General features: G+C 75.2%; 15 protein-coding genes. 11 read left to right on the plus strand and 4 right to left on the minus strand.

Annotated elements, in window-relative coordinates; genetic code table 11:
* The first annotated feature begins 34 nt into the window (after positions 1-34).
* The 9 genes from HNR08_RS15290 to HNR08_RS15330 all read left to right on the plus strand — a co-directional run bounded on the left by HNR08_RS15290 (position 35) and on the right by HNR08_RS15330 (position 10,367).
* A complete protein-coding gene (locus HNR08_RS15290) occupies positions 35-1,285 on the plus strand; it encodes a polyamine ABC transporter substrate-binding protein (protein ID WP_146833664.1) in 1,251 nt (416 codons plus the stop codon).
* Positions 1,282-2,463, plus strand: a complete 1,182-nt coding sequence (locus tag HNR08_RS15295; RefSeq protein WP_146833661.1) for an ABC transporter ATP-binding protein — start codon at positions 1,282-1,284, stop codon at positions 2,461-2,463. The genes HNR08_RS15290 and HNR08_RS15295 overlap by 4 nt, the downstream gene beginning before the upstream one ends.
* Entirely contained in the window at positions 2,460-3,380 is a 921-nt protein-coding gene (locus tag HNR08_RS15300) for an ABC transporter permease (RefSeq protein WP_146833658.1), read from the plus strand. The genes HNR08_RS15295 and HNR08_RS15300 overlap by 4 nt, the downstream gene beginning before the upstream one ends.
* Positions 3,381-3,466: 86 nt before the next feature.
* On the plus strand, positions 3,467-4,246 hold the full coding sequence (locus HNR08_RS15305) for an ABC transporter permease (protein WP_210736801.1): 780 nt from the start codon (positions 3,467-3,469) through the stop codon (positions 4,244-4,246).
* Positions 4,247-4,275: 29 nt separating this feature from the next.
* Positions 4,276-5,556: a saccharopine dehydrogenase family protein gene (locus HNR08_RS15310; protein ID WP_146833653.1), complete on the plus strand. Its 1,281-nt coding sequence runs from the start codon at positions 4,276-4,278 to the stop codon at positions 5,554-5,556.
* A gap of 120 nt (positions 5,557-5,676) precedes the next feature.
* The gene (locus HNR08_RS15315; RefSeq protein ID WP_146833650.1) at positions 5,677-6,933 is read left to right on the plus strand and encodes a GGDEF domain-containing protein; all 1,257 of its coding nucleotides are present in this window, start codon (positions 5,677-5,679) and stop codon (positions 6,931-6,933) included.
* Positions 6,921-8,237, plus strand: coding sequence for a M50 family metallopeptidase (locus HNR08_RS15320; protein WP_146833647.1), 1,317 nt, complete (start codon positions 6,921-6,923; stop codon positions 8,235-8,237). Before HNR08_RS15315 ends, HNR08_RS15320 begins: the two co-directional genes overlap by 13 nt.
* An 89-nt stretch (positions 8,238-8,326) precedes the next feature.
* The gene (gene ispG, locus HNR08_RS15325; protein WP_210736800.1) at positions 8,327-9,457 is read left to right on the plus strand and encodes a flavodoxin-dependent (E)-4-hydroxy-3-methylbut-2-enyl-diphosphate synthase; all 1,131 of its coding nucleotides are present in this window, start codon (positions 8,327-8,329) and stop codon (positions 9,455-9,457) included.
* A 4-nt stretch (positions 9,458-9,461) separates the two neighbouring features.
* Entirely contained in the window at positions 9,462-10,367 is a 906-nt protein-coding gene (locus tag HNR08_RS15330) for a GNAT family N-acetyltransferase (protein ID WP_246802920.1), read from the plus strand.
* Here HNR08_RS15330 and HNR08_RS15335 read toward each other — a convergent pair.
* The 3 genes from HNR08_RS15335 to HNR08_RS15345 all read right to left on the minus strand — a co-directional run bounded on the left by HNR08_RS15335 (position 10,364) and on the right by HNR08_RS15345 (position 14,059).
* A complete protein-coding gene (locus HNR08_RS15335) occupies positions 10,364-10,990 on the minus strand; it encodes a hypothetical protein (RefSeq protein ID WP_146833641.1) in 627 nt (208 codons plus the stop codon). The genes HNR08_RS15330 and HNR08_RS15335 overlap by 4 nt on opposite strands.
* Before the next feature lie 116 nt (positions 10,991-11,106).
* Positions 11,107-13,029 (minus strand): DUF4914 family protein, encoded by a 1,923-nt coding sequence (locus tag HNR08_RS15340; protein WP_146833638.1) that lies wholly within the window; start codon positions 13,027-13,029, stop codon positions 11,107-11,109.
* A gap of 136 nt (positions 13,030-13,165) precedes the next feature.
* Positions 13,166-14,059, minus strand: coding sequence for a DNA-formamidopyrimidine glycosylase family protein (locus tag HNR08_RS15345; RefSeq protein ID WP_146833635.1), 894 nt, complete (start codon positions 14,057-14,059; stop codon positions 13,166-13,168).
* Positions 14,060-14,114: 55 nt separating this feature from the next.
* On the opposite strand from HNR08_RS15345, the gene HNR08_RS15350 reads away from it, so the two are divergent.
* Complete coding sequence (locus HNR08_RS15350; RefSeq protein WP_146833632.1) at positions 14,115-15,926, plus strand: proline--tRNA ligase; 1,812 nt, start codon at positions 14,115-14,117, stop codon at positions 15,924-15,926.
* Between the two features lie 264 nt (positions 15,927-16,190).
* On the opposite strand, the gene HNR08_RS15355 is transcribed toward HNR08_RS15350, so the two are convergent.
* The gene (locus tag HNR08_RS15355; RefSeq protein ID WP_146833629.1) at positions 16,191-17,309 is read right to left on the minus strand and encodes a DUF4439 domain-containing protein; all 1,119 of its coding nucleotides are present in this window, start codon (positions 17,307-17,309) and stop codon (positions 16,191-16,193) included.
* 217 nt (positions 17,310-17,526) lie between these two features.
* Here HNR08_RS15355 and HNR08_RS15360 point away from each other — a divergent pair, with 217 nt between their 5' ends.
* Positions 17,527-18,108: a ribosome maturation factor RimP gene (locus HNR08_RS15360; RefSeq protein ID WP_146833627.1), complete on the plus strand. Its 582-nt coding sequence runs from the start codon at positions 17,527-17,529 to the stop codon at positions 18,106-18,108.
* Position 18,109 lies beyond the last annotated feature (1 nt).

Below are 18,109 nucleotides of genomic sequence, written 5' to 3' on the forward strand. Positions count from 1 at the left end.
CCCGCCCGACCCCGTCCCACCCCTGAGGAGTCCGATGTCCCCTCGCCGTGCCGTCCCGGCCGACCCGCGCGTGCGCGCCCTGATCGCCGCCGCGCGGGGTGCCCGGCGCGCCCCCGTCGTGCCCGGACCGTCCCGCCGCCAGTTCCTCACCGGCGCCCTCGGCGGCGTCGGCGCCGGGCTGCTGCTCGCCGCCTGCGGCACCGGCGGCAGCCCGTCGTCCGGCACCTCCGCGACCGCTGCCACCGACCTGTCCGACACGGAGAAGCTCGTCCGCTGGGCGAACTGGACGCTGTACCTCGACCAGGACGAGGCGGGCACGGGCTACCCGACGCTCGAGGCGTTCACGGCGCAGACCGGCATCGACGTCGAGTACACGGAGGACGTCGACGACAACGACACCTTCTACGGCAAGGTCTCCGGGCAGCTCGCGAACGGCCAGGACATCGGCTACGACATCGTCACGCTGACCGACTGGATGGCCGCCCGGATGATCCGGATGGGCTACACCCAGGAGCTCGACCGCTCCGCGATCCCGAACGCGGCGAACATCCTGCCGGACCTCGCCGAGGTCGACTTCGACCCGGGCCGCGCGCACTCGCTCACCTGGCAGTCCGGGTTCGGCGGGCTGGCCTGGTCCAAGGACGCGGTGCCGGGCGGGATGCGCTCGGTCGCCGACCTGTGGGCGCCCGAGCTGGCGGGCAAGGTCGAGGTGCTCTCCGAGATGCGCGACACGATCGGCCTGATCATGCTCGACCAGGGCGTCGACCCCTCGGGCGACTGGGGCGGGTCCGAGTTCGACGCGGCGCTCGCGGTGCTCCGCGAGAAGATCGACTCCGGCCACATCCGGCAGGTGCGCGGCAACTCCTACGCGCAGGACCTGGTGAGCGGGGACGCCGTCGCGGTCATCGGCTGGTCCGGCGACATCACCGCGCTGAACTACGAGAACGACGACCGGTTCGCGTTCGCCATCCCCGAGGCCGGCGGCACGCTGTGGAGCGACAACCTCATGATCCCCGTGGGCGCGACCCACAAGGCGAACGCCGAGGCGGTCCTGGACTACTACTACGACCCCGAGGTGGCGGCGCAGGTGGCCGCGTGGGTCAACTACATCACCCCGGTGCAGGGAGCCCAGGAGGCCATGGCGGCGATCGACCCGGAGCTCGCCGAGAACCCGATGATCTTCCCCGACGAGGCGACCCTCGCCAGCGCGCACGTGTTCCGCACGCTCACCCCCGAGGAGGAGACCACCTACAACGGCGCGTTCCTGGACGTGATCGGCGCGTGAGCGCCCCGACCCCGGCGCCCGCACGGGCCGGCGCCGCCCTCGAGATCTGGGACGTGACCAAGACGTTCGGCGCGTTCACCGCGGTGGACGACCTCACGCTCACCGTGCCGTCGGGCTCGTTCTTCGCGCTGCTCGGGCCGTCCGGCTGCGGCAAGACCACCACGCTGCGGATGGTCGCCGGGCTGGAGCAGCCGACCTCGGGCGCCATCTCCATCGGCGGCCGCGAGGTCACCGGGACCGGCGCGCACCAGCGCCCCGTGAACACGGTGTTCCAGTCGTACGCGCTGTTCCCGCACCTGTCGGTGCTGGACAACGTCGCGTTCGGGCTGCGGCGCCGGCGGGTGGCGGACGCGGAGCGCCGGGCCCGCGAGGGTCTGGAGCTCGTGCAGCTGGGCCACCTCGGCGACCGGCGGCCGGCGCAGCTGTCCGGCGGCCAGCAGCAGCGCGTGGCCCTCGCCCGCGCCCTGGTGAACAACCCGGCGGTGCTGCTGCTCGACGAGCCGCTCGGCGCCCTGGACCTCAAGCTGCGGCGCCAGATGCAGCTCGAGCTGAAGCGGATCCAGACCGAGGTCGGGCTCACGTTCGTCCACGTCACGCACGACCAGGAGGAGGCCATGACCATGGCCGACACCGTCGCCGTGATGAACCAGGGGCGCATCGAGCAGCTCGGCCGGCCCGCCGACCTGTACGAGCTGCCGCGCACGGCGTTCGTCGCCAACTTCCTCGGGCAGTCCAACCTGGTCGCCGGCGAGGTCCGCCAGGCGCCGGCGGACGGGGTGCTCGGCGTCGAGATCGCCGGGACCCGGGTCCGGGTGCCCGCGAGCCGGGCCGTGCGCACCGCGGGTCGGGTGCTCGTCGGGGTGCGGCCCGAGAAGCTCCGGGTGCTCGCGCCGGGTGAGGAGCCCGGGCCGGGGACGAACGTGCTGGGACCGGGGACGGTGACGGACGTGGCGTTCGCCGGGGTGAGCACCCAGTACCAGGTGGCGCTGCCCGGGGTCGGCACGTTCGGCGTGTTCGCCCAGAACGCCGGGGGCGGGTCCGGGCCGGCGGTCGGGGACGCCGTGCGGCTCGCGTGGGCCGTCGACTTCACCTTCGCGCTCGACGGCGCCGAGGACCGCGACGCCGGCACCGAGGACCCCGGCACCGGGTCCGTGGCGCCTGCCGAGGACGCCGCATGAGCATCGCCGCCGCGCTGACCGAGACCGGTCCCGCCTCGCCCGCGCCGGCGCCGTCCCGGCGGTCGCGGTCGGGGGCGTTCGGGCTGATGCTGCCCGGCACCGCCTACCTCGTGCTGTTCTTCGTCGTGCCCGTGGGCGCGCTGCTCGCGACCTCGCTGTACGTGCCGGTCCCGGGGGGCGACGTCGGGCAGTTCCAGCCGGCGTTCCGGTGGCAGAACTACACCGAGGCGCTCGCGCAGTTCTGGCCGCAGCTCGTGCGGTCGTTCGGCTTCGCGCTGGTCGCGACCGTGGCCGCGCTGCTGATCGGGTACCCGATGGCCTACGTGATCGCCGTGCGCGCCCGGGGCCGCACCCTCCTGCAGGGCGTGCTGCTGGTGCTGATCATCGCGCCGTTCTTCACCAGCTTCATCCTGCGGACGATCGCCTGGAAGCAGATCCTCGCGGACGACTCGTTCGTGGTGCAGGCGCTGCGCTGGCTGCACCTGCTGCCGCCGGACGGGCGGCTCACGGCCACGGCGTTCGCGGTCGTGGCGGGCCTGACCTACAACTTCCTGCCGTTCATGGCCCTGCCGATCTACGCCAGCCTCGAGCGGCTGGACCCCCGGCTGATCGAGGCGGGCGGCGACCTGTACGCCCGCCCGGTCACCACGTTCCGCACCGTGACGCTGCCCCTGTCGATGCCCGGGGTCGTGTCCGGGACGCTGCTGACGTTCATCCCCGCGAGCGGGGACTACGTGAACTCCAGCCTGCTCGGCAACAGCACGGACACCGCGATGATCGGGCAGGTCGTCGACGCGCGCTTCTTCAAGGTGCTGGACTACCCGACGGCCGCGGCCCTGTCGGTCGTGCTCATGGTCGCGATCCTGCTGCTCGTCGGGCTGTACGTCCGCCGGGCCGGCACCGAGGAGCTGCTGTGAGCGCCCCGGCGGTCACGGCCGCCCCCGCCGCCGCGGGCACCGCGCCCGCGCCGCGCCGGCCCGCGCGCCGCCGCCGGCGGTGGCGGCTGGGCGACGCCGTCGTCCCGGTGTTCGCCGCCCTCGCGTTCCTCTACCTGCTGGTCCCGGTCGCCTACACCGTGGCGTTCTCGTTCAACGACGCGGGCAAGACCAACCTGGTCTGGCGCGGCTTCACCTGGGACAACTGGCGCAACCCGTGCGGCGCGCCGCAGGTGTGCGAGGCGTTCGCGCACTCGATCCAGGTCGGCCTGCTGTCCACCCTCGTCGCCACGGTGCTCGGCACGCTGCTCGCCGTCGCCCTCGTGCGCTACCGCTTCCGAGGACGCGCCCTGGCCAACCTGCTGATCTTCCTGCCCATGTCCACCCCAGAGGTGGTGCTCGGCGCGGCGCTGCTCGCGCAGTTCCTCTCCCTGCGGGTGCAGCTCGGGTTCTGGACCGTCGTCGCCGCCCACGTCATGTTCTGCGTGTCGTTCGTCGTGGTCACCGTCAAGGCGCGCGTCGCCTCGCTCGACCCCCGGCTCGAGGAGGCGGCCGCCGACCTGTTCGCGACGCCCTGGCAGGCGTTCTGGAAGGTGACGTTCCCGCTGCTGCTCCCCGGGATCGCCGCGGCCGCGCTGCTGTCGTTCTCGCTGAGCTTCGACGACTTCATCATCACGAACTTCAACTCGGGCAGCTTCACCACGTTCCCGAAGTTCGTCTACGTCTCGGCGACGCGCGGCATCCCGCCGCAGGCGAACGTCATCGGGTCGTTCATGTTCGCCCTGTCGCTGCTCGTGGTGGTGGGGGCCCAGGTCGTCCGCAGCGGACGGCTCCGTCGGCGCCGCTGACCGCGGCGCCCGCACACCGAAGGGACATCATGCGCGTCGTCGTGGTCGGGAGCGGCGGGGTGGGCGACGCGGTCGCCCGGATCGCCGCCCGCCGGGAGTTCTTCGAGCTGATGGTGGTCGCGGACCGCGACCCCGGCCGGGCGGCGCGCACCGTCGCCGCGGCGGCGGAGCGGGACGTGGTCGGCGGGCGGTTCGTCGCCGCCGCGGTCGACGCCTCCGACCCCGCGTCCGTCGCGGCGCTGCTCCGCGAGCACGGCGCGACCCACGTGCTGAACGCGGTGGACCCCCGCTTCGTGCTGCCGGTGTTCGAGGCCGCGCTCGCCGCGGGGGTGGACTACCTCGACATGGCGATGTCGCTGTCCACGCCCGACCCGCAGGCCCCGTACGAGCGGGTCGGGGTGAAGCTGGGCGACGCGCAGTTCGCCCGGGCGGACGCGTGGGAGGCCGCGGGCCGGCTCGCGCTGCTCGGCATCGGGGTCGAGCCGGGGCTGTCCGACGTGTTCGCCCGGTACGCCGCCGACCACCTGTTCTCCCGGATCGACGAGCTCGGCGTGCGGGACGGGGCGAACCTCGTCGTCCGCGGCGACGACGGCGAGCCGGTGTTCGCGCCCTCGTTCTCGATCTGGACGACGATCGAGGAGTGCCTGAACCCGCCGGTGGTCTACGACGCCGCGCGCGCCCGGGCGGCCGGCGACCGCGACGCGGGCTGGCACACGGTGCCGCCGTTCCACGAGCCCGAGGTGTTCGACTTCCCCGCCCCGGTGGGCCCGGTGGAGTGCGTGCACGTCGAGCACGAGGAGGTGCTGCTCATGCCCCGGTGGGTCGACGCCGAGCGGGTCACGTTCAAGTACGGCCTGGGGGAGGAGTTCATCGGCGTGCTGCGGACGCTGCACACGCTCGGGCTGGACTCGACGGCGCCCGTGCGGGTCGGGGACGCGACCGTCAGCCCCCGGGACGTGGTGGCGGCCGTGCTGCCCGACCCGGCGACGATCGGCCCCCGCATGGAGGGCGCCACGTGCGCCGGCCTGCTCGTCACCGGCACGGGCACGGACGGCGCGCCGCGGGAGGTCTACCTGCACCACGTGGTCGACAACGCGTGGTCGATGGCCGAGTACGGCGCGCAGTGCGTCGTCTGGCAGACCGCGGTGAACCCGGTGGTCGCCCTGGAGCTGCTCGCGGCCGGGGTGTGGCGGGGCGCCGGCGTGCTCGGGCCGGAGGCGTTCGACGCCGTGCCGTTCCTCGACCTGCTCGCGGCGCCGGAGCCCGCCGGCTACGGCTCGCCCTGGGGGCTGGACGAGCGCACGCCGTGACCTCCGGCGGTGCCGGCACCCGGCCCGGACGGGTGAGGACCGGGTGAACCGGGCCGTTCCGGCGGGCCGGGCCGGGTCGCGCCGAGGTACCGTGCCTCGACCCCGACACCGGAGCCCGCCATGTCCGCACCGTCCCCGGCGCCCCGGGACCTGCCCGTGGCGCGCCGGTCCGGGGACCCGACGCTCGGCCTGATCCGCCGCGTCCTGCTCGTCTGCCTGGCGGGCGGGGCGCTGGCGGTCGTCGCCGTCCTCGTCGTGCGCTGGGAGGACCCGCTGCTGCGCGGGGTGTCGCCGCTGCTGCTCGTCGTGCTGCTGCTGTTCGGCTGGGTGGTGCTGCGCCGGCCCCGGGCGACCGTGCCGGTGTCCCGGGTCGTGCTGACGGGCCTCGACCTGCTGTGGCTGGCGACGATGGCGAGCCGCCTGGTCACGGAGGCGGGCGGTGGCTGGGACGCGCTGTTCCCGACGACCTTCATGGGCCTGGCCCTGTTCGTCGTGATCGGGTACCTGGTGTACCCGACCCGGTTCGCCGTGCTGCACGCGGGGCTGCTCGTGCTCGCCGTCCTCGGCGTGGGGCTCGTGGCGCTCGCGGCCGGCCCCGACGACGGCGAGCGTGGCGCGCACGCCGTCGACCTGGGCCGGTACGCGGTGTACCTGGCGGTGCTCGCGGCGATGGTCTGGGTGCTGTCCCGGACCAAGGAGCACGCCACGCGGGCGTTCCTCGTCGCCGAGCACGCCAGCGCCGAGGCCGCGTCCATGCGGGAGATGGCCTACCGGGACGCGCTCACCGGGGCGGCGAACCGGCGCCGGCTCGAGGACGAGCTCGCGTACCAGGCGCGCGTCGTCGGGTCGGGCCTGGACGTCGCGCTGGTGTACCTGGACCTCGACCGGTTCAAGCTCGTCAACGACACCCTCGGGCACGCCGTGGGGGACCGGGTGCTGGTCACGGTCGCTCGGGCCCTCGAGCAGCAGGTGCGCTCGGGCGACCTCGTCGCGCGGCTCGGCGGCGAGGAGTTCGTGGTCGTCGCGCCGGGCATGGCGCTCGCGGACGCCCGGGAGATGGCCGAGCGGCTGCGCACCGCGCTCCCGCGCGCCGTGAGCCGGGCCGTGGACGTGCACGTCACCGCGAGCCTCGGCGTGACCGCGCTGCACGCCGACGAGGAGCCGGCCCGCGCCATCGAGCGGGTGGACGCGCTGATGTACCGGGCCAAGCGGGGCGGCCGCGACCGGGTCGAGGTCGGGGACGCCGACGACGCCGACGCCGCCACGGACCCGGCGGACGTCCAGCCGGCGTCCAGGTCGAGGGGGCAGGATGGGGGGTCGTCCACCCCGGGCGCACCCGCCGCCCGCGACGAGGAAGGTGCCGCATGGCCTACGTGATCGGCGTGCTCGTGCTCGTCGTGGGCATCCTGGTGTCCATCGCCCTGCACGAGGTCGGCCACATGGTGCCCGCCAAGCGGTTCGGCGTGCGCGTCAGCCAGTACATGGTGGGCTTCGGGCCGACCCTGTGGTCCCGCACCCGCGGCGAGACCGAGTACGGCGTCAAGGCGGTCCCGCTGGGCGGCTACGTCCGGCTGATCGGCATGTACCCGACCCCGGAGGCGGTGGGGAACCCGCCGGTGCGCGGCTTCTTCAGCCGCATGGCCGCCGACGCCCGCGAGGCCAGCGCCGAGGAGATCCGGCCGGGGGAGGACCACCGGGCGTTCTACCGGCTGTCCACCCCGAAGAAGCTCGTCGTCATGCTCGGCGGCCCGGTGATGAACCTGCTCATCGCCGTGGTGCTGCTCGCCGTGGTGCTCGTCGGGTTCGGCACCCAGGGCGCGAGCACCACGCTCGCGTCGGTCAGCCAGTGCGTGCTGCCCGCCGACTCGACGGCGACCGAGTGCTCCGCGGACGACCCCGCTGCCCCCGGTGCGGCCGCCGGCCTGCTGCCCGGCGACACGGTGGTCTCCTACGACGGCGTCGCGGTCGAGAGCTGGGACCAGCTCTCCGGGATGATCCGCGGCACGGGCGAGGAGGCCGTGCCGGTCGTGGTCGAGCGGGACGGGGAGCGCGTGACGCTGTCCGTGACCCCGGTGGTGGCCGACCGGCCCGTGGTCGGCGACGACGGCCAGGTCGTCCTCGACGACGACGGCGAGCCCGTCACCGCGAGCGTCGGGTTCCTCGGCGTCAGCCCCGCGACCGAGCTCCAGCGCCAGCCCGTCTCCGAGGTGGCGACCCTGACCGCGGACGCCGTGTGGCAGACCGGCAAGGCCGTCGTCACGCTGCCCGCCAACCTCGTGGGCATCGCCGAGAGCGCGTTCGGCGGCGCGGAGCGGGACGCCACCGGCGTCCTCGGCCCGGTCGGCATCGCCCGCCTCGCCGGCGAGGTCGCGTCCAGCGACGCCCCCGGGGTCGGCGTGACCGAGCGCGTGTCCGCGATGCTCAGCCTGCTCGCGTCGCTCAACATCGCGCTGTTCGTCTTCAACCTCATCCCGCTCGTGCCGCTGGACGGCGGGCACGTCGCCGCGGCCCTGTGGGAGGGCGCGAAGCGGACCGTCGCCCGGGTGCGCGACCTGCCCCGGCCGCGGCCCGCGGACGCCGCCCGGCTGCAGCCCGTGGCGCTCGCCGTGTTCGTGCTGCTCGGCGGCATGGGGCTGCTGCTCGCCTACGCCGACATCGTCAGCCCCGCGACGCTCGGCTGACCGCGGGTGGGGCCGGCGGGTGGGTCGCGGGGTGCACCGGCGCGGCGCGGTGGGATGATGACCCGGTGACGACCCCGATCAGCCTGGGCATGCCCGAGGCGCCCGCGCCGGTGCTGGCGCCGCGGCGGCCGACCCGGAAGATCCGCGTGGGGAAGGTCGAGGTCGGCGGCGACGCCCCGATCAGCGTCCAGTCCATGACGACGACGCTGACCGCCGACGTCAACGCCACCCTGCAGCAGATCGCCGAGCTCACCGCCGCGGGCTGCGACATCGTCCGGGTCGCGGTGCCCAGCCAGGACGACGCCGACGCGCTGCCGGCCATCGCGCGCAAGTCGCAGATCCCGGTCGTCGCGGACATCCACTTCCAGCCGCGGTACGTGTTCGCGGCGATCGACGCCGGCTGCGCGGCCGTCCGGGTCAACCCCGGCAACATCCGCAAGTTCGACGACCAGGTGCGCCAGATCGCCCGCGCCGCGCAGGACGCCGGCGTCTCGCTGCGCATCGGCGTCAACGCCGGGTCGCTCGACCCCCGGCTGCTGCAGAAGTACGGCAAGGCCACCCCGGAGGCGCTCGTCGAGTCCGCCGTGTGGGAGGCGTCGCTGTTCGAGGAGCACGACTTCCACGACTTCAAGATCTCCGTCAAGCACAACGACCCGGTCGTCATGGTCCGCGCGTACGAGCTGCTGTCCGAGGCCGGCGACTGGCCGCTGCACCTCGGGGTCACCGAGGCCGGCCCGGCGTTCCAGGGCACGATCAAGTCCGCGACCGCCTTCGGCGCCCTGCTCAGCAAGGGCATCGGCGACACCATCCGCGTCTCGCTGTCCGCGCCGCCGGTCGAGGAGGTCAAGGTCGGCACGCAGATCCTGCAGGCGCTCAACCTGCGGCCCCGCAAGCTCGAGATCGTGTCCTGCCCGTCGTGCGGCCGGGCGCAGGTGGACGTCTACACGCTCGCGGAGCGGGTCACCGCGGGGCTCGAGGGCCTGGAGGTGCCGCTGCGCGTCGCGGTCATGGGCTGCGTCGTCAACGGGCCGGGCGAGGCGCGCGAGGCCGACCTCGGCGTCGCGTCCGGCAACGGCAAGGGCCAGATCTTCGTCCGCGGCCAGGTGGTCCGCACCGTCCCGGAGTCCGCGATCGTCGAGACGCTGATCGACGAGGCCCTGCGGATCGCGGACGGGATGGACCCCGTCGCCGGCGGCGGGCCCGTCGTCACGGTGGGCTGAGGCCGTGCACGGCGCGCGCGAGGACGTGGCGGCCGGGTCGCCGGTCGCCGGGCCGGGCACCGCGCGCGTGCTGGGGGACCTCGACCTGCCGGACGCCCTCGCCGTCTGCGCGCAGGACCCCGTCGCGGCGGTGCTCGCCACGACGCGGCTCGAGCAGGCCGACCGGCACGGGCTGCGGCGCGTCGGCGGCCAGGTGTGGGGCTACGAGGTCGGCGGACGCCTCGCGGCCGTGTGCTGGGCCGGCGCCAACGTCGTGCCCGTCGTGCCCGACCCCGCCGTGCGACCCGCCGCGCTCGACTCCTTCGCGGCGTTCGGCCGGGCGCAGGGCCGGCGCTGCTCCTCGATCGTCGGCGACGCGGACGCGGTGCTCGGGCTGTGGGACCGCCTCGCGCCGTCCTGGGGGCCGGTGCGCGAGGTCCGGGGTGACCAGCCGTCGATGGTCATCGACCACCCGCCCGTCCTCGCCCCCGACCCGCTCGTCCGGCGGTCCGCGCCCGACGAGTACGGCATCGTGCTGCCCGCCTGCATCCGGATGTTCACCGAGGAGGTCGGCTACTCGCCGGTCGTCGGCACCGGCGGTGCCTACGAGGCCCGCGTCCGCTCGCTCATCCGGGACGGCCGGTCGTACGTGCGCGTCGAGCAGGTCGCCGGCTCGCCGCAGGTGGTGTTCAAGGCCGAGCTCGGCGCGGTCGCCGGCGGGGTCGCGCAGGTGCAGGGCGTGTGGGTCGACCCGGGCAGGCGCGGCGAGCGGCTGTCCGAGGGCGGCATGGCCGCCGTCGTGGCGCTCACCCGGCGGGACGTGGCGCCCACCGTGTCGCTGTACGCGAACCACTACAACGAGCGGGCGCTGGCGGCCTACCGCGCCGTCGGGTTCCGGCAGGTCGGGACGTACGCGACGGTGCTGTTCTAGCCACGGGACCCGGCCCGGCCCCCGGCGGCCGGTCCCGGTCCCCGGGTGCCCGGCGGGTAGCCGTCCGGCACGGGGCCGACGGCGGCCACGTCGGCGTCCATCCGGACCGTCCCGGGGATGCCCAGGTCGTGCCGCATCGTCACGATCGCATCGTGCTGGAGCCGAGGGACGTACCGCCACTCGCGCCGGAACTCGTCCAGGGTCGGCAGGTCGTCCCGGATCGCGGTGAGCGCGCGGCCGACGCGATCGACGGCTTCCTGCACCGGCAGCGGCGCGCAGAACTGGATCGCCGTGACGGCGTCCACGCGGCGGTTGAGCGCCACCACGCGGGTCTCGATCGCCGACGCCAGGTCGCCCCCGTGCCCGAGGTACGCCAGCTGGCGCCGCTGGATCGCGTCCATCTCGGCGTCGGCGGCGATCGTGAACGCCAGGTACGCCTGGCGACGGCGCTCGCGGTCGGCGGCGACGCGCTCGCGCCGCGTGCCGAGGGAAGCGCCGACGATCTGGGCGAGCCCGGCGAGCAGGGCGCCGACGACGACGCCGACGAGCGGGCCCCAGGTGCCGAACCACTCGCCCGCTCCTGGGTCCGCGGCTGCTCGGACCACGTCCGGCGGCGCCAGCATGTGCCGAAGCTATCCCACGCCGGCGCAGGGACCTCCCCGGTGGGGGCCACCGCCGTCCGCGCGGAGGACGGGCCCGGACTCGCGAGGTCGCGGACCGGGGAACGTCCCGCCGTGCGTCACAGGAACATCGGGGTGATCTCCTCGTAGTCCCGCACCGTCCCGCCGCGCAGGCAGGTCTCGATGATCTCCCGGCCCAGCGGGTCCAGTCCCGGCGTGAGGAACTGGCTGAGCTCCTCGGCGAAGAACTCCTGCAGGATCCGTGCACCCGTGTCGTACGCCTCGACGCCGACCTGCGACTGGTCCTCGGGCTGCAGCAGCGTCGGCCGGATCTGCTGGCCGTCCAGCTTGACCTCGATCGGCCGGTACCCGAACAGCGAGCACCGGGCCGGGGTGAGCTGGTCGCGCAGGAACCGGCCGCCGGATCGGCGGGCCAGGTACTCGCGCGTCAGCCACTCGGCGGCGAACCCGACCTTGTACGCCCCGATGTGCTGGTTCGGGGTGAGCACGTACCGGGTCTGGTCGCAGGACAGGATCTGGTCGAGCAGCAGGTTGGCCGCGCCGACCTTGGTGCCGGTCGAGAACGGCCAGTACGAGCCGACGCCCTCGGCGACCAGGCCGTGGTGCGCGAGCTTCTTCAGCGCCTCCGGGGACTCGCCGATCGACGGGTTCTTGTCCCCGCGCGGGGCGATCAGGCGCCAGATCCACGCCAGCGCCGGCGGGACCATGTGCATCATCCCCATGATCCCGTACGTCGGCTTCTCGCGGGTGCACAGCGGCATCCGCACGCCGAACGTGCGGACGTCGACCTCCTGCGGCTCGCTGACCACGTTCGGCAGCGAGGTGCGGGGGATGACCACGCGCGGGTTCGGGCACCGCTTCCCGGTGGAGTCGAGGGTGTGCTCCCACGGCAGCGCGGTCGCGTCGGGCACGCCGTCGATCGACAGGAAGACCAGCGGCTCCTCGGGGTGGATGACCGCGCGCTCGAACGTCGGGTCCTCGCCGTACGAGGTCATGTTGTCCACCCGCACGAACCAGCCGGCCTCGGCGTCGGCGACGGTCAGCCGGCCGTTGCCGCGCTGCAGGGTGGTGTGGCACAGGGTCATGTCGTCGGTCACCGGCGCGAGCGCGGACGTCTCGCCGAGGGTGATGTAGTACGGCGAGTCGCGCACCACGTTGTGGCCCACCAGGATGCGGCCGTCGTGCTCGCGGCGGATCTCCTGGCACATCTCGGACTTGCCGCCGCCGGACGCGCCCTCGTGCATGATCACGGTGACGTTCTCGTACGGCGTGGTGACCCGGACCGACGAGGCGTGCGCCGTGATCCAGCCCTCGTGCTCGCCGATGTCCAGCAGCGCGGAGAACACGCCCTTCTTGGCGCTCGGGCCGGGGTACAGGTTGTACGCCCAGACCTCGTGCAGCGACTCCGAGCGGTTGTGCACGACGACCTGCCGGCCGCCGAAGTGGGTGTGCCGGAACGGCGGCGCGACGTAGAGGATCGACCACGGCGTGTGCTCGCCGAGCTCGTCGAACGTCACCCAGCCCTGCAGGTCCACCAGCGTGAGGGCGAAGAACGCGGCGTTCGCCGGGCAGATCGCCAGCGACGGGTAGCCGAACGACGGCCCGCCGGCCTTGAACGGGACGACGACGAGGTCCTGGCCGGACAGCCAGTCGAGGGTCTCCTGCCGGGTCGGGGCGAACTCCGCGCCGAACACGTCGCGGTAGCGCGGCTTGTCGGTCGGCAGGTCGTCGGCGATCCGCATGCAGTCCGGGTCCCGGCGCCGCATGTAGTCCTCGGGGTAGTTCACGGCGATGCCGTTGCGGCACCGGGCGATGTCCGCCTCCCGGTAGGGGGACCCGTCGACGTCGTACTCGACGGCGAACGTCGGCCCGCCGTCGGGCCCCAGCGCGAGCCGGTACAGCTCGGCCCGGGACGCCGGGACGACCACGTTCTCGCACGCCTCGAGGCAGGCGCGCACCTCCGGCGGGAGGGTCACGTCGGCGAGCTGCTGCCGCACGTCGGCGAACGTGTCCAGGGTCATGTGCGCATCTCCCGGTCGAGGGGCGTCGGACCGTCGGGCGCGGGGGCGTGCCCGGAGCACGGGACGGGACTGACGCGGGCTTGACCGAGAGATTACGGACGGAGCCGGGGGTGGTCCTGGGACCTTCGGGTCCTGGTCAGCGCAGCAGGCGGGACATCCGGCGGTCCGCCAGCGGCGTGCCGCCCGTCTGGCAGGTGGGGCAGTACTGCAGCGACGAGTCGGCGAAGGACACCTCGTGCACGGTGTCGCCGCACGGGACCCCGTCCCAGCCCGGGCAGGGCTCGCCGGTGCGGCCGTGCACCCGCATCCCACGCCGCTTGGCATCCTTGAGCTCCGCGGCCGGGCGCCCGGCCGCGGCGGCGACGGCCTCCCGCAGCACGCCGACGGTCGCCTCGTGCAGCCGCGCGACCTTGCCGGCGTCGAACGACCGGGTCAGCGCGAAGGGGCTGGTCCGCGCGACCAGCAGGATCTCGTCGGAGTACGCGTTGCCGATGCCGGCGATCGTGCCCTGGTCCCGCAGGAGGCCCTTGACCTGCTGGTTCCGGGCCTGCAGCAGCGCGCCCAGCCGCTCGGGCGTGAACTCCGGCGACAGCGGCTCGACGCCCAGCGTGGCGATCGGCCGGACCTCGGCGGGCTCCGCCACGACGTGCACCGCGAGCCGCTTGCGGGTGCCCGCCTCCGTCAGGTCGAAGCCGGAGCCGTCGTCGAGCCGCACCCGCAGCGCGAGCGGCGACTTCCCGGGCCGGACCGGCGTCGCGGGCAGGGCGTCCGACCACCGCAGCCAGCCGGCGCGCGCCAGGTGGAACACCAGGTGCAGCGGGTCGCCCCCGGCCGCCGGGCGCACCCCGAGGTCCAGCCACTTGCCGTGCCGGTCGCTGCTCACCACCGTGCCGCCCGCCAGGTCCTGCGGGGCGGGGCGGAACGTCTTGAGGGCGCTGATCGCCCCCACCTCGACCCCCGCCACGGTGCGCCCGACGGCGCGCTCGCGCAGGAAGACGGCCAGCGACTCGACCTCGGGCAGCTCCGGCATGACCCCATGGTGGCGCACGCGTCCGACACCCGGCGCGCCCACTAGGCTGCCCCTCATGCTGCTGCGCCTGTCCACCCTGTTCGTCCGCACCCTGCGCGAGGACCCGGCCGACGCGGAGGTGGCCAGCCACAAGCTGCTCGTCCGCGCCGGCTACATCCGCCGCGCCGCCCCCGGCATCTACACGTGGCTGCCGCTCGGTCTGCGGGTGCTGGGCAAGGTCGAGCAGGTCGTCCGCGAGGAGATGGCCGCCGCGGGCGCGCAGGAGGTGCACTTCCCCGCGCTGCTGCCGCGCGAGCCGTACGAGGCGACCGGCCGGTGGACCGAGTACGGCCCGAACCTGTTCCGGCTGCAGGACCGCCGCGAGAACGACTACCTGCTCGCGCCGACGCACGAGGAGATGTTCACCCTCCTGGTCAAGGACCTGTACTCGTCGTACAAGGACCTGCCGCTCACGCTGTTCCAGATCCAGACGAAGTACCGCGACGAGGCGCGCCCACGCGCGGGCCTGATCCGCGGGCGCGAGTTCATCATGAAGGACGCCTACTCCTTCGACGTGGACGACGCCGGCCTGGACGCGTCGTACGCCGCGCAGCGCGCCGCGTACCAGCGCGTGTTCGAGCGCCTCGGCCTGGAGTACGTCATCGTCGCGGCCACGTCCGGAGCCATGGGCGGCTCGCGGTCGGAGGAGTTCCTCAACCCGACCGCCATCGGCGAGGACACGTTCGTGCGGTCGCCCGGCGGGTACGCGGCGAACGTCGAGGCCGTGACCACGGTCGCGCCGCCCGCGCTGCCCTACGACGACGCCCCGGCGGCGCACGTGGAGGACACCCCGGACACGCCGACCATCGACTCGCTCGTGGCGATCGCGAACGAGCGGTTCGCCCGGCCCGATCGCGCGTGGACCGCGGCCGACACCCTGAAGAACGTCGTCCTGGCGCTGGTGCACCCGACCGGCGAGCGCGAGCTGCTCGTCGTCGGCCTGCCCGGCGACCGCGAGGTCGACCTCAAGCGACTCGAGGCCGCGCTGTCCCCGGCCGAGGTCGAGACCGCCGTCGAGGCCGACTTCGCCGCGCACCCCGAGCTGGTGAAGGGCTACATCGGCCCGTCCGTGCTCGGGCCGAACCGCGAGGGCCTGGCCGCCGACGCCGAGGGGCGCACCGCCGTGCGGTACCTGCTCGACCCGCGCGTGGTCGAGGGCACGCGGTGGATCACCGGCGCGGACCAGCCGGGCCGGCACGTGTTCGACCTCGTGGCCGGGCGCGACTTCACGGCCGACGGCACCGTCGAGGCCGCCGAGGTGCGCGCGGGCGACGAGGCGCCGGACGGCTCCGGCCCGCTGGAGCTCGCGCGCGGCATCGAGATCGGCCACATCTTCCAGCTCGGCCGCAAGTACGCCCAGGCGCTCGGCCTCACGGTGCTCGACCAGAACGGCAAGACGCAGGTCGTGACCATGGGGTCCTACGGCATCGGCGTGTCCCGCGTGCTGGCGGCGCTCGCCGAGGCGAACCACGACGACCGCGGCCTGGCGTGGCCCGCCGGCGTGGCCCCCGCGCACGTCCAGATCGTGGCGACCGGCAAGGACGCGGCCGTGTTCGAGGCCGCCGAGTCCCTGGCGGCGACCCTGGACGCCCGCGGCGTCGAGGTGCTCTACGACGACCGCCCGAAGGTCTCGCCCGGCGTGAAGTTCGCCGACGCGGAGCTGCTGGGCGTGCCGCTCGTGGTCGTGGTCGGCCGCGGGCTCGCCGAGGGCGTGGTCGAGGTCCGCCCGCGCGTCGTGACCGAGGGCGGCCCGCAGGCCGAGCAGGTCCCGGTGGCCGAGGCCGCGGACCGCGTCGCCGAGCTGGTGGACGCGCTCCTGGCGCGCTGACCCGCCCCGCGCGACCCGCCCGCACCCGCGCCGGGGTCGCGTGGCGTTCCGCGCTCCGCGCTCCGCCCTCCGCGCTCCGCCGAGGTCGAGGGTTTCGGCCCCCGCTCCCGCGCGAAACCCTCGACCTCGCGCGCGGCGCCGACCGCGCCGAGGGTGCCCCCCCCGCGCCGAGGGTGCGCTCCCCGCGGCGAGAGTGCGCTCGCGCGAGTGCACCCCCGTCGTCGCGTGCACTCTCGGCGGTCCCGCCGCTTGCGGGGCGGCGGGTCAGGCGGCGGCGGGGAGGCCCGGGAGGGGGGTCGGGGTGCCCTGCCACGCGAGGCTCGCGACCGCGTTCTCCCGGAGGCCGTCCACCGTCGCCGCCCGGTCGGTCGTCCCGGCGGAGGTCCCCAGCACCGCGTCCGCGTACGCCGCGGCGAGGTCCGTGAGCAGCCCCGCGCAGAACGTCCGGACCGCGTCGGGCGTCGACACGTCCGCGCCGAGGGCGTAGCTGACCCGGCGCGGGTCGTCCGCGGTGCCCGCGACGTCGCCGGCCAGCGCCCACGCGGTCGCGGCGGCGCGGTGGGCGGCGGCCTGGGACCGCGCGCGCTCCCGCTCGGCGTCGTCGAGGCGCGCGGCAGCGACCTCGAGCCCGAAGCCCGCCTGGTCCTCGGCGAGGACGAGCGCGAGCACGGTGGTCCGGTCGAGGTCGTCGCCCTGCGCGTCCGCGGGTGCGGTGGGCGCCGCCGTCGCGCTCGCGCTCGCGTCCGGCGTCGGTGACGGGCTCTGCGCGGCCGAGCCGTCGCCCGAGCCCGAGCCGTCCGCCGCGGCCCCGGGCGTCCAGTCCGTCGCGGCGAGTGCCGTGTCCGCGGCCGGCGGCTCGGTCCCCAGCGCGCCGGCGAGCCGCGCCGCGAGCTGCGCGCGGGAGGCGGCCACCGAGGCGAGGAGGCGGGCGAGGCCCGGGTCGGCGGCGCCGAGCGCGTCCGCCCGCGCCTGGGAGGTCCCGGTGCCGAGCCGCGCGAGCACGGACGCGGGGTCCGCGGTGACGGGGGTCGGGGTGGTCGTCGGGGTGGGGGTCGCGGCCGGGAGCCCGGAGTCGTAGACGCCGCCGAGCGCGTCGGCCTGGGCGGTCGCCGCGCCGTCCACCAGCGCGAGCACCTCGGCGGTGGCGGCGTCGGCACCGGCCGCCGCGGCGCGGGCTGCGGCCGCGAGGTCGAGGGCGTCGTCGACGGCGGTCCGGCGGGCGGACTCGGCCGCGTCGGGCACGGGCTCCGACGGGGCGTCGGTCTCCCAGCGCAGCCCGCAACCGGACAGCGTCGCGGCCGTGGCCGCCGCGAGGAGCCCCGCGAGCGCGCGGGTGGCGAGCCGGGGGCGGGCCGGGGCGGGGCGGGGGACCGTGGTGCGCATCGAGCGCGATCCTCCCACGCCGGGCGGCTCGCCCGGGCGTCCGGCGGGTGCGGGGCGCCGGAGTCGTTACCCTGGTGGCAGCACGCGGCTGCCGGCCGCGCGCCGCTCCACGCGCAGGACCCGACAACCACACAGCGTCGACGTCCCCGGGGTCGGCGTGCGCGCACGCCGGCCGTGCCGCACGAACCCGAACCGAGGACCGACCCAGGAGGTCAGCATGGCCCCGCCCGTCAGCGCGCAGCGCATCCGGGAGACCATCGAGCCGGTGGTGGCCGCCGCCGGGCTGTGGCTGGAGGACGTCGAGCTCGCGCGCGACGCCGGCCGCCCCGTGGTGCGCGTCGTGGTCGACGCCGTGGAGGACGCGGAGGAGGCCGTCGACCTGGACGGCGTCGCCGAGGTGTCCCGCACGGTGTCCGCCGCGCTGGACGGCCTGGACGGTCTGCCCGACCGGTACACGCTCGAGGTGTCCACCCGCGGGGCCGCGGCCCCGCTGACCGCCCGCCGGCACTACGCCCGCGCGATCGGCCGCCTGGTGGTGCTGGACCTCGAGGACGGCGGGACGCTCTCCGGGCGCCTCGTGGACGTCGAGCGGGACGGCGGCGACGGCGAGGCGGTCGTGGTGACCCCGGTGACGCCGGGGGTCAAGGGACGGCCGGCCAAGGTCGGCGACCCCGTGCGGGTCCCGCTCGCGCGGGTGCGCACGGGCCGGGTGGAGGTCGAGCTCGTCAAGGACGGCGGGCGCGACCGGGACGGCGCCGGCGACGGCGCGACGGACGGGCCGACGGGCCGGGAGGACTGAC

Origin of the sequence: Cellulomonas hominis (assembly GCF_014201095.1) — a bacterium.
Lineage (GTDB): Bacteria > Actinomycetota > Actinomycetes > Actinomycetales > Cellulomonadaceae > Cellulomonas > Cellulomonas hominis.

Bases quoted from the DNA above. Each gene is read 5' to 3' on its own strand.
- HNR08_RS15290 (WP_146833664.1), top strand. From the start codon at position 35: ATGTCCCCTCGCCGTGCCGTCCCGGCCGACCCGCGCGTGCGCGCCCTG.
- HNR08_RS15300 (WP_146833658.1), top strand. From the start codon at position 2,460: ATGAGCATCGCCGCCGCGCTGACCGAGACCGGTCCCGCCTCGCCCGCG.
- HNR08_RS15310 (WP_146833653.1), top strand. From the start codon at position 4,276: ATGCGCGTCGTCGTGGTCGGGAGCGGCGGGGTGGGCGACGCGGTCGCC.
- HNR08_RS15315 (WP_146833650.1), top strand. From the start codon at position 5,677: ATGTCCGCACCGTCCCCGGCGCCCCGGGACCTGCCCGTGGCGCGCCGG.
- HNR08_RS15320 (WP_146833647.1), top strand. From the start codon at position 6,921: ATGGCCTACGTGATCGGCGTGCTCGTGCTCGTCGTGGGCATCCTGGTG.
- ispG (WP_210736800.1), top strand. From the start codon at position 8,327: ATGCCCGAGGCGCCCGCGCCGGTGCTGGCGCCGCGGCGGCCGACCCGG.
- HNR08_RS15335 (WP_146833641.1), bottom strand. From the start codon at position 10,990: ATGCTGGCGCCGCCGGACGTGGTCCGAGCAGCCGCGGACCCAGGAGCG.
- HNR08_RS15340 (WP_146833638.1), bottom strand. From the start codon at position 13,029: ATGACCCTGGACACGTTCGCCGACGTGCGGCAGCAGCTCGCCGACGTG.
- HNR08_RS15345 (WP_146833635.1), bottom strand. From the start codon at position 14,059: ATGCCGGAGCTGCCCGAGGTCGAGTCGCTGGCCGTCTTCCTGCGCGAG.
- HNR08_RS15350 (WP_146833632.1), top strand. From the start codon at position 14,115: ATGCTGCTGCGCCTGTCCACCCTGTTCGTCCGCACCCTGCGCGAGGAC.
- HNR08_RS15355 (WP_146833629.1), bottom strand. From the start codon at position 17,309: ATGCGCACCACGGTCCCCCGCCCCGCCCCGGCCCGCCCCCGGCTCGCC.
- HNR08_RS15360 (WP_146833627.1), top strand. From the start codon at position 17,527: ATGGCCCCGCCCGTCAGCGCGCAGCGCATCCGGGAGACCATCGAGCCG.